This window comes from Microbacterium sp. lyk4-40-TSB-66, assembly GCF_030209475.1.
In the GTDB taxonomy this organism is placed as follows: domain Bacteria; phylum Actinomycetota; class Actinomycetes; order Actinomycetales; family Microbacteriaceae; genus Microbacterium.
In genome coordinates this window covers 199800-215178 of record NZ_JARVRW010000002.1, presented here as the reverse complement: position 1 = coordinate 215178, position 15379 = coordinate 199800, and the positions used below count along the sequence as shown (strand labels likewise).

Annotated in this window: 10 protein-coding genes; 9 read left to right on the top strand and 1 reads right to left on the bottom strand. The window is 71.8% G+C overall.

What is annotated here, in order from left to right:
- Positions 1-12 precede the first annotated feature (12 nt).
- The 7 genes from QRO03_RS03105 to recR all read left to right on the top strand — a co-directional run bounded on the left by QRO03_RS03105 (position 13) and on the right by recR (position 10881).
- Complete coding sequence (locus QRO03_RS03105) at positions 13-1587, top strand: PTS transporter subunit EIIC (protein ID WP_285136057.1); 1575 nt, start codon at positions 13-15, stop codon at positions 1585-1587.
- Entirely contained in the window at positions 1587-2372 is a 786-nt protein-coding gene (locus QRO03_RS03100; RefSeq protein WP_285136056.1) for a glucosamine-6-phosphate deaminase, read from the top strand. Before QRO03_RS03105 ends, QRO03_RS03100 begins: the two co-directional genes overlap by 1 nt.
- Complete coding sequence (locus QRO03_RS03095; RefSeq protein ID WP_285136055.1) at positions 2372-3529, top strand: N-acetylglucosamine-6-phosphate deacetylase; 1158 nt, start codon at positions 2372-2374, stop codon at positions 3527-3529. Before QRO03_RS03100 ends, QRO03_RS03095 begins: the two co-directional genes overlap by 1 nt.
- Before the next feature lie 83 nt (positions 3530-3612).
- Positions 3613-4347 (top strand): HAD family hydrolase, encoded by a 735-nt coding sequence (locus QRO03_RS03090; protein WP_285136054.1) that lies wholly within the window; start codon positions 3613-3615, stop codon positions 4345-4347.
- 121 nt (positions 4348-4468) lie between these two features.
- Positions 4469-7006 (top strand): glycoside hydrolase family 65 protein, encoded by a 2538-nt coding sequence (locus QRO03_RS03085; protein WP_285136053.1) that lies wholly within the window; start codon positions 4469-4471, stop codon positions 7004-7006.
- Between the two features lie 246 nt (positions 7007-7252).
- Complete coding sequence (locus QRO03_RS03080; RefSeq protein ID WP_285136052.1) at positions 7253-10288, top strand: DNA polymerase III subunit gamma and tau; 3036 nt, start codon at positions 7253-7255, stop codon at positions 10286-10288.
- Positions 10288-10881 carry a recombination mediator RecR gene (gene recR, locus QRO03_RS03075; RefSeq protein ID WP_192014194.1) on the top strand — a complete coding sequence of 198 codons (594 nt, stop codon included), beginning with the start codon at positions 10288-10290 and terminating at the stop codon, positions 10879-10881. The genes QRO03_RS03080 and recR overlap by 1 nt, the downstream gene beginning before the upstream one ends.
- Positions 10882-11189: 308 nt before the next feature.
- Here the strand turns inward: recR and QRO03_RS03070 are convergent, their stop codons facing one another.
- Positions 11190-12587: a threonine/serine exporter family protein gene (locus tag QRO03_RS03070; protein ID WP_285136051.1), complete on the bottom strand. Its 1398-nt coding sequence runs from the start codon at positions 12585-12587 to the stop codon at positions 11190-11192.
- A 211-nt stretch (positions 12588-12798) separates the two neighbouring features.
- Here QRO03_RS03070 and QRO03_RS03065 point away from each other — a divergent pair, with 211 nt between their 5' ends.
- Both QRO03_RS03065 and QRO03_RS03060 read left to right on the top strand, forming a co-directional pair.
- Positions 12799-14085, top strand: coding sequence for an aspartate kinase (locus QRO03_RS03065; RefSeq protein ID WP_285136050.1), 1287 nt, complete (start codon positions 12799-12801; stop codon positions 14083-14085).
- Positions 14086-14305: 220 nt separating this feature from the next.
- Positions 14306-15376, top strand: a complete 1071-nt coding sequence (locus QRO03_RS03060) for an aspartate-semialdehyde dehydrogenase (protein WP_285136049.1) — start codon at positions 14306-14308, stop codon at positions 15374-15376.
- Positions 15377-15379 lie beyond the last annotated feature (3 nt).

Sequence of the window (15379 nt, the reverse complement as noted above, 5' to 3'; positions counted from 1 at the left end):
AGAGAACCCTCCATGACCGCCACCGCCCCCGTCGCCCGCCGCCGCGGCATCCCCGGGTTCGCCCAGATGCAGCGTCTCGGCAAGAGCCTGATGCTGCCCATCGCCGTGCTGCCCGCAGCCGGCATCCTGCTCCGACTCGGTCAACCCGACCTTCTCGGTCAGATCGACCTGCCGGTCATCGGTCCGTTCTTCCAGGCGATGAGCGCCGCGGGAGGCGCACTCTTCGACAACCTCGGGCTGCTGTTCGCGGTCGGTGTGGCCATCGGCTTCGCCAAAAAGGCCGACGGTTCCACCGCGCTATCCGCGGTGGTCGGCTACCTCGTACTCGCGAACGTGTTCACCGTGATGTCACCGGTCGTGCTCGCGGGGCAGACGACGGCCGCCGGCGACCAGGTGCAGATCAACTACAGCGTCTTCGGCGGCATCGTCATCGGACTGCTCGCCGCGTGGCTCTTCGACCGGTACCACACCATCGAACTGCCCTCTTATCTGGGCTTCTTCGGCGGTCGCCGGTTCGTCCCTATCGTCGTCTCGCTCGCGAGCCTCGTCGTGGCGTTCGGACTGAGCTACTTCTACCCGATCTTCAACACCGGGCTCTCGGGTCTGGGAGCCTTCATCGGCGGCACCGGCGCGATCGGCGCCTTCGTCTACGGCTTCACCAACCGCATGCTGATCCCGGTGGGTCTGCACCACATCCTCAACTCCTACGTCTGGTTCCTGCAGGGGTCGTACACCGAGGCCGACGGGAGCGTCGTGACGGGGGAGCTCACCCGCTTCGCCGCCGGGGATCCCACCGCCGGCGCGCTCACCGCGGGGTTCTATCCCGTGCTGATGTTCGGTCTGCCGGCCGCGGCGCTCGCGATGATCCACCTCGCCAACCCCGCGCAGCGCAAGGCGGCCATCGGCATCCTGGGCGCGGCGGGTCTGACGGCCTTCCTCACCGGTGTCACGGAGCCGCTCGAGTTCGCGTTCATGTTCGCCGCGTTCCCCCTGTACGTCGTCCACGCGCTGCTCACCGGCATCTCCCTCGCCGTGGCCTACCTGCTCGACATCCACCTCGGCTTCTCCTTCTCGGCGGGACTGTTCGACCTGCTCCTGTACGGGACCGCCCCCGCGGCCAACAACGTCTGGCTCCTGGTGGTCATGGGCGTCGTCTACTTCGGCGTGTACTACCTGCTCTTCCGCTTCGTCATCAAGAAGTGGAACCTGCGCACCCCGGGCCGCGAAGACCTCTCCGCCCCGACGGCGGACGCGCCCGCGGTGGATGCCGACACCGCCCCCGTGGCGGGCACGTCGCAGCCCGTCACGGCATCCGCACCCGAGACGCGACCCGCGTCGACGGCGACGGCCTCGGAGCAATCGACCACGGAGCAGCTGATCGCCGCGTTCGGCGGACGCGACAACCTCGTCCACGTCGACGCGTGCATCACGCGGCTGCGCATGGAGGTCGCGGACCGCGCCCTCGTCGACCACGCGCGTCTGAAGCAGCTCGGAGCCGCCGGCGTGCTGGAGGTGGGCGACAACGTCCAGGCCGTGTTCGGCACCCGCGCGGAGTCGCTGAAGAACGACATCCTCGAGGCGCTCTGATGGAGGTCGTCGTCGTCGAGTCCCCCGAAGAGGCGGCGCGCGTCGTCGCCGACGCCTACACCGCCCTCCTGCGACGCACGCCCACGGCGGTGCTGGGCCTGGCCACCGGCTCGACCCCGCTGCCGGTCTACCGCGAGCTCGCGCGACGCCACCGTGAAGAGGGACTCCGCTTCGCCGAGGCGCGGGCGTTCCTGCTCGACGAATACGTGGGCCTGCCCCCCGGACACCCCGAGAGGTATCGCGAGTTCATCCGCGCCGAACTCGAGCGGCACGTCGATTTCGCGCCCGGGGCGATCGTCGGACCGGGTGATCTCGACGTCGCCCCCCTCGACGCGGGGCCCGCTTACGAACGGATGATCCGGGATGCCGGGGGCATCGACCTGCAGATCCTCGGCATCGGGAGCGACGGGCACCTCGCCTTCAACATGCCGATGTCGAGCCTGGCCAGCCGCACCCGCGTGAAGACCCTGACCTCCCGCACCCGGCAGGACAACGCGCGCTTCTTCGGCGGCGACATCGAGCAGGTCCCCACCCACTGCCTCACCCAGGGGCTCGCGACTATCATCGACAGCCGCCACGCCGTCATGCTCGGTTTCGGCCGTGGCAAGGCGCAGGCGGTCCGCGAGGCCGTGGAGGGTCCGCTGTCGTCGCGGTGGCCGGCGTCGGTGCTCCAGCTCCACCCGCACGCGACCGTCGTGGTCGATGAGGACGCCGCCGGCCAGCTCGCCTTCGTCGACTACTACCGCACGACCTACGCCGGCAAGCCGGTGGGGCAGGGGCTGTGATGCGCGTGCGGGCCGCCCGCGCCCTGATCGGCGGGGCGTTCGTCGGTCCCGTCGTCATCGAGGTCGCCGCCGGACGCATCGGCCGCATCCGCCCCGCGACGGGTGAGGAGAGCGTCGATCACGACGTCGTCGACGGGGTCGTGACGGCGGGCCTGCTCGACCTGCAGGTCAACGGGTCGTTCGGCATCGACGTCGCGGGAGCCGATGAGTCCGGGTGGCGCACGCTCCTGACCGGCCTCGCCACGCGTGGCGTGACCGGCATCGAGCCCACGGTCATCACCGCACCCCTGCCCGACACCGTCGCCGCCCTCGAGCGCATCGGACGAGCGCGTGACGCGTTCGCCGACGAGCCCGTCACGAGGATCCTCGGCGCGCACCTCGAGGGACCGTTCCTCTCGCCCGCGCGCAAGGGCGCGCACCGCGCCGAGCACATGCTGGTGCCCGAGCGCCCGCACCTCGACACCCTGCTCGCGCGCCCGGCGGCGCGCGAGGCCCTCCGCACGGTGACCCTCGCCCCGGAGCTACCCGGCGCCCTCGACGCCACCCGCCGCCTGACGGGCGAGGGGTACGTCGTCGCCGTCGGCCACAGCGACGCCACCGCCGCCCAGGTGCACGCCGCGGGTGACGCGGGAGCCACTATGACCACCCACGTCTTCAACGCGCAGCGGCCGCTGAAGCCCCGCGAACCGGGCGTGCCCGGAGCGGTGCTGGCCGACGACCGGTTCTTCGTGGGCACGATCATCGACGGGCAGCACCTCGATCCTCGCGTCGTCTCGCTCGTGCTCGCCTCGGCCGGTCGGCGTACCGTCGGCGTCACCGACGCGATCGTCACGGCGGGTCTCGACGCCGGTCACTGGCTCGACTTCGGCGGCCAGCCGGTGGCCAACGACGAACACGGCCTCGGCCGGCGACGCGACGGGACGATCGCCGGGGCCGGCATCGTGCTCGACGAGGGCGTGCGCCGCATGATCGGAGCCGGAATCGACCCCGCCGCCGTGCTGACCGCCTGCACCGAGACCGCCGCGCGCTCCCTCGGACGCACCGACATCGGTCACGTCGCCGAGGGCGCGGTCGCCGACCTCGTGCAGTGGGATGCCGGGTGGCATCCGGCTCAGGTCTGGATCGGCGGACGCGCACTGTCGGTGACGACCCGCTGAAGCCCGGGCGCCGCACCCGCCAGTACGCTGGGAGGGCGGCGCTCCGGGCGCCCGCGCCACCGCACCCCGATCTGGAGCCCGCCGTGACCGACAGCCGCGACCTGCCCGACCTCACGACCTTCGAGGGCGTCCTCTTCGACCTCGACGGGGTGCTCACCCCCACGGCCGAGGTGCACATGCGCGCGTGGAAAGAGATGTTCGACGAGCTCTTCGCCGCGTGGCGGATCGAGCCGGCGTACACCGATCGCGACTACTTCGAGTACGTCGACGGCAAGAAGCGCTACGACGGCGTCGCCTCGCTCCTGCGCAGCCGCGACGTCGAGGTGCCCTGGGGAGACCCCTCCGACGACCCGTCCGAAGACACCGTCTGCGGCGTCGGCAATCGCAAGAACGTCGTGTTCTCGCGCATCCTGCGCAGCGAGGGCATCCAGCCCTATCCGGGCTCGATCGCCCTGCTCGACGAGCTCCAGGCGGCGGGCACTCCGATCGCCGTCGTCTCCAGCTCCAAGAACGCCGTCGAGGTGCTCGAGGCCGCCGGCATCCGCGACCGGTTCCCCGTCGTCATGGACGGCGTGGTGGCCGAGCGCGATCACCTGGCATCCAAGCCCGCCCCCGACGTGTTCGCCGAGGCCGCCCGCATGCTCGGCGTCGACCCGGCCCGCTCGGCCGCCGTCGAAGACGCCCTGAGCGGCGTGCGCTCCGCCGCGGCGGCCGGCTACGTCGTCGTCGTCGGCGTCGATCGCGGTGTCGGGGCGGACGACCTCACCGCCGCCGGTGCGACGGTGGTCGTCGACGACCTCGCCGCGTTCGTAGACTGAGCCGTCGCCTGCACGCGACACCCCCGCGCCGTCCCCGAGCGGCGAACCCGAGCTCCACCCGCGCGAGCGGCATGCCGTCGTCTCGCGCCGACTCAGAACCTGCCACCGGAAGGCACCCCCGATGATCGATCGCGATCGTTTCCCCGTCGACGAATGGCGCCTCGTCGAGACAGAGTTCTCGCTCGACGACGTGGGGGTCACCGAGACCCTCTTCGCCGTCGGCAACGGCTATCTGGGCTTGCGCGGCAACTCGATCGAGGGTCGCTTCGCCCTCGAACAGGGCACCTACATCAACGGGTTCCACGAGACGTTCCCCATCCGCCACGCCGAGCAGGCCTACGGCTTCGCCGAGGTCGGCCAGACCATCATCAACGCACCCGACGCCAAGGTCCTGCGCGTCTACGTCGACGACGAGCCGCTCTCGCTCGACGTCGCCGACGTGCGCGAGTACGAGCGCGTGCTCGACATGCGCCAGGGCATCCTGCGTCGAAACCTCCTGTGGGTCACCCCCTCGGGCAAGCGCGTCCGCATCGAAGACGAACGCTTCGTCTCGTTCGACGAGAAGCACCTCGCGGTGCTCCGCCTCACCGTCACGGTGCTCGACGCCGACGCTCCCGTCACCGTCAGCAGCCAGTTGCTGAACCGGCAGGACGGCGAGGGCATCTACGGCGGCTCGCCGATGGCATCCGGGAAGGCCGGATTCGACCCGCGCAAGACCGAGAAGCTCAGCGACCGCGTGCTGCAGCCGCGCGAGTACTGGCAGGACGGCGACCGCTCGGCCCTGAGCTACGAGGTCAGCGAGTCGAACATGACGCTCGCCGTGATCGCCGACCATCTCGTCGACACGCAGAACGAGTACACCGCACGGCGTCTCATCGAGCCCGACATCGCCAAGAACGTCTATCGCGTGCAGGCGCGCGCGGGCGTCCCGACCACGATCACCAAGCTGGTCAGCTACCACACGTCGCGGGGCGTCCCCACGGGTGAACTGCTCGACCGGTGCCGCCGCACGCTCGACCGCGCGGTCGAGACCGGCATCGAGGGTCTGTTCGCCCAGCAGATCGACTGGTACGCGGACTTCTGGGAGCGGTCCGACGTGCGCATCGGCGGACACGGCGACCTGCAGCAGGCGACGCGCTGGTGCCTCTTCCAGCTCGCGCAGGCGGCGGCCCGCGCCGACGGCCAGGGCGTTCCCGCCAAGGGCGTCACCGGCTCGGGATACAGCGGGCACTACTTCTGGGACACCGAGGTGTACGTGCTGCCGTTCCTGGCGTACACGTCGCCCCTCTGGGCGCGCAACGCCCTGCGCATGCGCTACCTGATGCTGCCCGCGGCGCGGAAGCGCGCGCACCAGCTCAACGAGGCCGGCGCGCTCTTCCCCTGGCGCACGATCAACGGCGAAGAGGCGTCCGCCTACTACGCCGCCGGCACCGCGCAGTACCACATCAACGCCGACGTCGCCTTCGCCCTGGCGAAGTACGTCCGCGCCACGGGCGACGAGGAATTCCTCGCGCGCGAGGGCGTGGACATCGCCGTCGACACCGCGCGGCTGTGGTCGACGCTGGGCTTCTGGCGATCGAGCGACTCGGCCGACGACGGCGAGCACGACTCGTTCCACATCCACGGCGTCACGGGTCCCGACGAGTACACCACCGTCGTCAACGACAACCTCTTCACCAATGTGATGGCGCGCTTCAACCTGCGCTTCGCCGCCCGCACGGTCCGCGACCTCGCCGACAACGACCCCGACGCGTACGCGCACATGGCCGAGCGCATGAACCTCGACCCCTCCGAGCCCGAGCGCTGGGACCGCGCGGCCGAGGCGATGCACATCCCCTTCAGCGAGGCCCTCGGCATCCATCCGCAGGACGCCGTGTTCCTCGAGCGCGAGATCTGGGACCTCGAGAACACCCCGCCCGACCAGCGCCCTCTGCTGCTGCACTTCCACCCGCTGGTGATCTACCGCTACCAGGTGCTCAAGCAGGCCGACGTGGTGCTCGCGCTGTTCCTGCAGGGCAACCACTTCACGGATGCCGAGAAGCTCGCCGACTTCGAGTACTACGACCCGCTGACCACCGGTGACTCGACCCTGTCGGCGGTCGTGCAGTCGATCCTCGCCGCCGAGGTGGGCTATCAGGACCTGGCGCTGGAGTACTTCCGCCAGGCCGCGTTCGTCGACCTCGGCGATCTGCACCACAACGCCTCCGACGGTGTGCACGTGGCCTCGGCCGGCGGTGTGTGGACGGCACTCGTCAGCGGCTTCGGCGGCATGCGCGATCACTTCGGACGACTCACGTTCGACCCGCGCCTCCCGGCCGACTGGCCCGAGCTGTCGTACGTGCTGCACTGGCACGGGACGCGGCTCAATGTCACCCTCACCACGAACGCGCTCACACTGCGCGCGGGGGAGGAGGGCGCGCCCGTCGCGTTCGCGGTGCGCGACGTCGATTACACGGTCGCCCCCGGCGAGACGGTGCGCGTGGCGCTGCACGGGCAGGGGCCGGTGCGTCCGGGCCGCCCCTCGATCCGCCAGCTCGAGGGCTCGGTGCGCGAGGACGGCACGCTGCTGTCGGCCTCGGTGCCCATCGTCACGGCCACGATCCCGGTCGTGAACGACGACGACGCCCCCATCGCGGTCGGGCTCGACGGGGGTTTCTGACCCCGCGCGCACGCGGCGGCTCCCCGTGCGGGGGTCGCCGCGTGCGGCGTTTCCGGCCCTGTCCAGGGAGAACGCTCGGCGTCGTCGAGCCCGCTCGGCTCGGCCCGGGGAGGAGGATATGGGAGGGGAGGATGCCGTGGCCCGGTTCGGTCCTCCGCAGCCTGGATCTCCTCTCTTCGCCGGGGAGCGGTGGTGGTCGTCCGGGGCTACGGAGGCGATGTCGGAGGGACGCCGTAGGCTGTTCGAGTGACGACAGCCCTGTACCGCCGATACCGCCCCGAGGCGTTCGGCGAGATGATCGGGCAGTCGCAGGTGACCGAGCCGTTGATGACCGCGCTGCGCAGTGACCGCGTGGGTCACGCGTATCTGTTCTCGGGCCCGCGCGGCTGCGGAAAGACCACGTCGGCCCGCATCCTCGCCCGTTGCCTCAACTGCGCGGCCGGCCCCACCGACACCCCCTGCGGCACGTGCGACAGCTGCGTCGAGCTGGGTCGCGGCGGCGGCGGGTCGCTCGACGTGGTCGAGATCGACGCGGCCAGCCACAACGGTGTCGACGACGCCCGTGATCTGCGCGAGCGTGCGATCTTCGCCCCCGCCCGCGACCGGTTCAAGATCTTCATCCTCGACGAGGCCCACATGGTCACGCAGCAGGGCTTCAACGCCCTGCTCAAGCTCGTCGAAGAGCCGCCCGCCCACGTGAAGTTCATCTTCGCCACGACCGAGCCCGAGAAGGTGCTCGGCACCATCCGCTCCCGCACGCACCACTACCCGTTCCGTCTCGTCCCGCCCGCGGCCATGCTCGAGTACGTCCAAGAGCTGTGCGAGACCGAGGGGGTGAGCGTCGAGGCCGGCGTGCTGCCGCTCGTCGTACGCGCCGGCGGCGGATCGCCGCGAGACACGCTCTCGCTCCTCGATCAGCTCATCGCCGGGTCCGACCCCTCGACCGGTTCGGAGACCGAGACGGTCGGTCACGTCCTCGTCCGTTACGAGCGGGCCGTCGCGTTGCTGGGCTACACCCACTCCGAACTCCTCGACGAGGTCGTCGACGCGTTCGCGTCGAACGACGGCGGGGGAGCCTTCGCCGCGGTCGACCGGGTCGTGCAGACCGGGCAGGATCCCCGCCGTTTCGTCGACGACCTGCTCGAGCGGCTCCGCGACCTGATCATCGTCGCGGCGACCGGCGCCGGGGCGTCCGCCGTGCTGCGCGGGGTGCCCGACGACGAACTGGAGCGCATGGCGCGGCAGGCGACGGCGTTCGGCGTGCACCGCCTCTCGCGCACGGCCGACCTCGTGGTCGCCGCGCTCGACGAGATGACGGGTGCCACCTCGCCGCGCCTGCAGCTCGAGCTGCTCGTCGCGCGCGTGCTCACCCACGCGGGCGTGTCGCAGGGCACCTCACCCGCGGCGGCCCACGACCTCGAGGCGTCGCGCGGCGCCTCGTCGGCCCCGCCGCAGCTCGCCCCGGCCACGGGCCGCCCCGCATCGCCCGCCGCCGACATCGCCGCACCCGAGAGAACGGATGCCGTTCCGGCATCGCCGCGGGTCGCGTCTCCGGCGATCGCATCTCCCGCCGTCGCGTCTCCTGGCGCCGCGGGTATGTCGCCTCCGCGTGTCGCGTCGACGTCCACCACGTCGCCGTCCACCACGTCGGCCTCGACCCTGTCGACCCCCACCCCCTCGCCGGCGATCGCGTCGCCCGGCGCCGCCTCCGCGGGTGCGTCGACGGCCGCTCCGTCCGCGCCCCGCATCGCGGCGCCCGCCGTCGCCTCGCCGGGTGTCGCCGCACCGTCCATCGCCTCGCCCGGTGCGACCCCGCCGACCTCCTCCGCGCCGGCGACGGCGGCCGAGTCCACTTCACCGCAGTCGTCGGAGGCGCCCTCGCGGCCGTCGACAGCGCCCGCGCGCCCCGGGGCGACGCCCGCACCGGGAGCGTTCGACGACGATGCGCCGCCACTCACCGACGACGATGCGCCGCCGCCTTTCGACGAGCCCGAACCGTCCACCGAGCCGGGCCGCGGGCGCACGCCCGCCGCGCGCGTCGATGTCGAGGCGCACCCGTTCGACACCGCGCCCACTCCCGAGACGGCGACGACCTCGGAACCCACTTCTCCCGTCGACTCGACCCCGGCGTCGGGCTCGGCCGCTCCCGACGCGGCGGCGACCCGGGGGGACTCGTCCGATTCCGCCGTCCAGACGCCGGAGACGGCCGGTCCTGCGTCGAGCGCGCTCCCCTCCGGCGACGGTCGAACGACTGCAGCGCCCGCGCGTTCGGCGGACGCGGCGACGGACGCCGGCGACGCCGCGCCGCCCCGCGGCTCGAGCGACGCCGCGCCGCCCCGCGCCGTCGCCGACGTCACCGCACCGGCTGCCGGGACCGCCGCGTCGGAGGGTGTGGCCGACGATGTCTCACCGCTCGAGTCCGCCGCCCCGACCCCGCCGGTCACCCCCGTCGGGCCGATCGAACTCGGTCATCTGCGCGATGCCTGGCCCGAGATCCTCGCCCAGCTCGAGGTCGCGAGCCGCGCGTCGTGGCTCGTCGTGTCGACGGCCACCGTGCGCGCCTTCGACGACGACGTGCTGACGCTGTCGTTCCGCGCCGCGGGCGACCTGAACGCCTTCAAAACGCGCACGCCCGACGGGGGCGCGAGCGAAGACCTCCGTCAGGCCATTCAGACGGTCCTCGGTGTCCGCGTGAAGTATCTCGCCCGTCTCGACGGTGACGGTCCGGGCGGTTCCGGCCCCGGAGCTCCTCCGCGCGGCCCCGCGGCCGGATCCGACGCCCCTCGCGGCGGGGCATCCGCGGGCGATCCCGCCGCCCCGCGAGCGGCGGCGCCGTACACCGCATCGGTCACCGAGTGGGCCGTCGCACCGATCCCGTCCGCCGACGTCGCCGGGGCAGGGGCCTCCGGGTCGATGGCGCCCCCTGCCGCATCGCCCCTCGGTGGCGACGTCGCTCCGTCCGGTCTCGCGAGCACGGCTCTCGCCGTCGACGACGAGCCCGACGAGGCCGCCGCAACGCCCGAGACCTTCGCCGTCCACCCCGGCGTCGTGCTCCCGCCGCGTGAGGTGACCCCCTCGGTGCCCGCACCCGACGAGGTCGACGACGACGACGTCATCCCGCCGGCCGACGACGTCGAGGCACCTCTACCCCCCGTGGTCGTCCCCCGCATGGCTCCGCTCCGCGGCGGCGTCCAGCGGTACGGCGAGGCGGTCGTCCGCCAGATGCTCGACGCCACGTACGTGCGCGACGAGCCCTACGAGCCCCCGACGAGGTTCAGCTGATGTACGACGGCATCGTTCAAGACCTGATCGACGAGTTCGGGCGTCTCCCGGGGATCGGCCCGAAGTCGGCTCAGCGCATCGCGTTCCACATCCTGCAGTCACCGTCGTTCGACGTGTCGCGCTTGTCGACGCTGCTGGGCGAGATCCGCGACAAAGTGAAGTTCTGCGAGATCTGCGGCAACGTGTCCGAGCAGGATCGCTGCTCGATCTGCCGCGACCCGCGACGCAACCCGGCCCTCATCTGCGTCGTCGAAGACGCCAAGGACGTCGCGGCGATCGAGCGCACACGTGAGTTCCGCGGGCTCTACCACGTGCTCGGCGGTGCGATCAGCCCCATCGCCGGCATCGGTCCCGACGACCTGCGCGTCACGCAACTCATGCAGCGGCTCGCAGACGGAACGGTGCAGGAGGTCATCCTCGCCACCAACCCCAACCTCGAGGGCGAGGCCACGGCCACCTACCTCAGCCGACTCCTCCACACTCTCGAGATCCGCGTCACCCGCTTGGCATCCGGACTACCGGTCGGCGGTGATCTCGAGTACGCCGACGAGGTCACCCTCGGTCGCGCGTTCGAAGGGCGCCGCACGCTTTGACCGGGCCCGTCCCGTCGCGCTCCGATCGGACCGTGTCCGACGACGTGCCCATCCGCGGCCGGTGAGCTCGGGCCGGCCCGCTCCCGCGCTCACCTCCCTCGCGCGCGCGCGTCCGCGCTCGATCCGCGCGTACCTGCGCCCGATCCGCGCGCACCCGAGCCCGATCCACGCGTACCCGAGCCCGATCCGCGCGCACCCGAGCACCATCCACGCGCACCGGGCTCATCCACACGCCCGCGCCCACGCGCCCGCGCCCACGCGCCCACGCCCACGCGCCCACGCCCACGCGCCCCATGCGCGCCCGCGCCCTACCCGCGCGCCCGCGCCCTGACCCGGGTGACGCTCGACAGTGTCGCGCGCACGGGCTGCCCTAGGTAGATGCCGAGCGAGGCTCCCACGGCGAGGGCGATGCCGATGGTCGCCGCCCCCGCGAGGGTCGTGACCCCGGTCATGAGCACGGCGGCGTCGTCGCCCGACTCCACGATGCCGAGCAGTCCGCGGAACACCGCGGCACCGGGCACGAGCGGCAGGATGGCGGCGGTCGTGATGGCCACCGACGGCACGTGCAGGCGATAGGCGACCACGATGCCCGCGAAGCTGCCGACGAACGCGCCCACCCCACTGGCGGCGGCCACCTCGAAGCCCAGGGCCGTCGCGCCGACGTATCCCGCCCACGCGACGAGGCTGAGGGCGGCGGAGACGACGATGATCCGGGTGCCGGCGCCGTTGTAGACGGCGACCGCGATCGCGATCACCGCGGCACCGATGAACTGCACGGTGAGCGGACCCAGCGGCAGCGCGTTCGACGGCGGCGACATGCCGAGCCCGATCACGCGCACGGTCTCGAGCCCGGCCAGGATGCCGAGCACCACACCCAGGGTCTGCGTCGTGAGTTCGAGGATGCGTCCGGTCGCGGTGAGCGCGAAGCCGTCGATGGCATCCTGCGCCGCCCCCACCACGGTGAGCCCCGCGAGCATCAGGACGATGCCGGATGCCACGATCACCGACGGACGGATGTCGACCGCGGCATCCAGGCCGGTGTAGCGCAGTAAGGGGGAGAGCGCGGCGACGACGGTGAGGACGAAACCCCCCGCGATCTGCGCGAAGAAGTACGGCACTCGCGCACGGGCCATCACGTGCTGCGTGGTGGCGGCGAGGGCGGCGGCGATGAACGACAGAACGAGCGCGAGCCAGTTGGCGCCGAACATGATCGCGACGCCGGCGGCGAGAGACGCCTGCGAGAGGATCACGATGGCCGGGCGGTAGCGGAACGGCAGCCGGCGGATGGCGCGGCACCTCGAGATCGCGTCGTCGAGGGGGAGGCCTTCGGTGACCTCGGTCACCAGTGCCTGCAGACGCTGCAGCTTGGCGTGGTCGGGCACCGACCCGCGCACCACGCGCAGGAGCGTGGTCGGGTGGCTCGCCCCCGGGCGGCTGTGCGCGATGGTGATCGAGTTGTAGGTGACGTCCACGTGCACGGGGTCGAGTCCGTACGCCCCGCACACCCGCACGATCGTCAGGGTCACCTCGTTCGCGGGGGCGCCGACGACGAGCATCGTCTCGCCGATGCGGATGGCGAGGTCGAGGATGCGGGTCGCCAGCGCCTCGTCGACGACTGGGAGGAGGGTCGTGTCGAGGGATGCCGCGTCGGCGGCGTGCGTGAGGCGTCGCAGCGAGGACAGCCAGGTACCGGGGGTGAGCGGCATGAGATCGCTCCAGGGGGGAGGGGGTGGAACCCGACGATCCTATCCGCGAGCGCTCGGGAGTCGGCCCTGAGGGCTCGGGGTCGATCGCGAGCCGGGGCGGGGGATCATGTACGGGCGCGTATACGGCGTTCCGTAAGATGATCCCTCGGGCGCGGCATCCGGGCGCCCCGTCGTGGTATCCCGACGCACGCCCCTCCCGGGAGTTCTCCTCATGGCTCTGATCGTCCAGAAATACGGCGGTTCGTCCGTCGCCGACGCCGAGAGCATCAAGCGGGTCGCCAAGCGCATCGTCGACACGCGTCGCGCCGGGCACGAGGTCGTCGTCGCGGTCAGCGCGATGGGCGACACCACCGACGAACTGCTCGACCTCGCGGGCCAGGTGGCGCCGATCCCCGCTCCCCGCGAACTCGACATGCTGCTGTCCAGCGGTGAGCGCATCTCGATGGCTCTGCTCGCCATGGCGATCCACTCGATGGGGTTCGAGGCGCGCTCGTTCACCGGCAGCCAGGCCGGCATGATCACCGACGCCACGCACGGCGCGGCCCGCATCGTCGACGTGACCCCCGTACGCCTGCGCGAGGCGCTCGACGAGGGTGCGATCGTCATCGTCGCCGGCTTCCAAGGCTTCAACCGCGACACCCGCGACATCACGACGCTCGGCCGCGGCGGTTCCGACACGACGGCCGTCGCGCTCGCCGCGGCGCTCAAGGCCGACGTGTGCGAGATCTACAGCGACGTCGACGGCATCTTCACCGCCGACCCACGCGTCGTCCCCCTCGCCCGCAAGCTCGCCCGCGTCGGCAGCGAAGAGATGCTCGAGCTCGCCGCCAACGGCGCGAAGGTCCTCTACATCCGCGCGGTCGAGTACGCCCGTCGCCACGGCGTGCTCATCCACGCGCGCTCCACCTTCAGCTCGGGGGAGGGCACCTGGGTGCTCGACGCCTCGAAGACCTCACCGCTCGTCCCCGAGGGAGACACCATGGAAGAGCCCATCGTCGCCGGCGTCGCCACCGACCTCAGCCAGGCGAAGATCACCGTCATCGGCGTTCCCGACGTGCCCGGCAAGGCCGCGGACATCTTCAAGATCGTCGCCAAGTCCGGCGCCAACGTCGACATGATCGTGCAGAACGTCTCCGCCGCCGCGACGAGCCGCACCGACATCTCCTTCACGCTCCCCAAGACCGATGCGGCGACCGCCCTTCGCGCTCTCGCCGCCGAGCAGTCCGAGGTCGGATTCGAGAGCCTCGTCCACGACGACCAGATCGGCAAGCTGTCGGTCGTGGGCGCCGGCATGCGCACGCACTCCGGCGTCTCGGCGACGCTGTTCGAGGCGCTGAGCATGGCGGGTGTGAACATCGAGATGATCTCGACCTCCGAGATCCGCATCTCGGTCGTCGTGCGCGGCGTCGACCTCGCCGAGGCCGCCCGTCTCGTGCACACCGCGTACGGTCTCGACGGCGACGACGAAGTGACCGTCCACGCCGGCACCGGCCGCTGAGCTCCGCTCCCGCCCGGCTCCGTCCGTTCGCCGCCGTATCGAACTCCTGGTTCCTCCACCGACGGCCCGGCTCGTCGGTGCGATCCGGCCATCCTGCGGCACATCCCGGTCGGTTTCCCGAGTTCGCCCCGCTCGCGGCGACCCCGCACGGCCGGGCACGCTACCCTGACCCGAACGCCGTCGTCGCGGCATCCGCTCCCGAACACCCGAGGTACTTCGCATGACCCGCATCTCCGATTCCGGAATCTCCCTCGCCGTCGTCGGCGCCACCGGCCAGGTCGGCACCGTCATGCTCGAGATCCTCAGCGAGCGGTCGTTCCCGATCCGCGAGCTGCGCCTGTTCGCCACGGCCCGCTCCGCCGGCACCGCGGTCGACTTCGGGGGCCACTCGGTCATCGTCGAAGACGTCGCCACGGCCGACCCCGCGGGTGTCGAGGTCGCGCTGTTCTCGGCGGGTGCCACCGGCAGCCGCGCGCACGCCCCCCGCTTCGCCGAGGCGGGCGCGCTCGTCATCGACAACTCCAGCGCATGGCGCATGGATGCCGAGGTGCCCCTCGTCGTGAGCGAGGTCAACCCGCACGCGATCGACCAGGCCGTGAAGGGCATCGTCGCCAACCCCAACTGCACCACCATGGCGGCCATGCCCGTCCTCAAGGTGCTCGACGCCGAGGCGGGACTCGAGCGTCTCATCGTGAGCACCTACCAGGCCGTCTCCGGCTCCGGTCTCGCCGGCGCCCGCGAGCTCCTCGGGCAGGTCGAGGGCGTGCTCGCGCAGGGCGACGTGGAGCGCCTCGTGCGCGACGGTTCGGCGCTGGACTTCCCCGCGCCCGAGAAGTACGTCGCCCCCATCGCCTTCGACGTCATCCCCTTCGCGGGCAACCTCGTCGACGACGGCCAGAACGAGACCGACGAAGAGAAGAAGCTGCGCAACGAGAGCCGCAAGATCCTCGAGCTGCCCGACCTCCGTGTCGCGGGCACCTGCGTGCGCGTCCCCGTCTTCACGGGTCACTCGCTCAGCATCAACGCCGAGTTCGCGCGCGACCTGTCGCCCGAGCGCGCGCGCGAGCTGCTCGCCGACGCCCCCGGTGTGCGCCTCGAGGAGGTGCCCACCCCCCTCCAGGCAGCCGGCACCGACCCCAGCTACGTCGGCCGCATCCGCGCCGACCAGTCCGCGCCCGACGGCAAGGGTCTCGTGCTGTTCATCAGCAACGACAACCTGCGCAAGGGTGCGGCGCTGAACGCCGTGCAGATCGCCGAGATCGTCGCGCAGAAACTCTCCGCGCGCGTCTGAGCA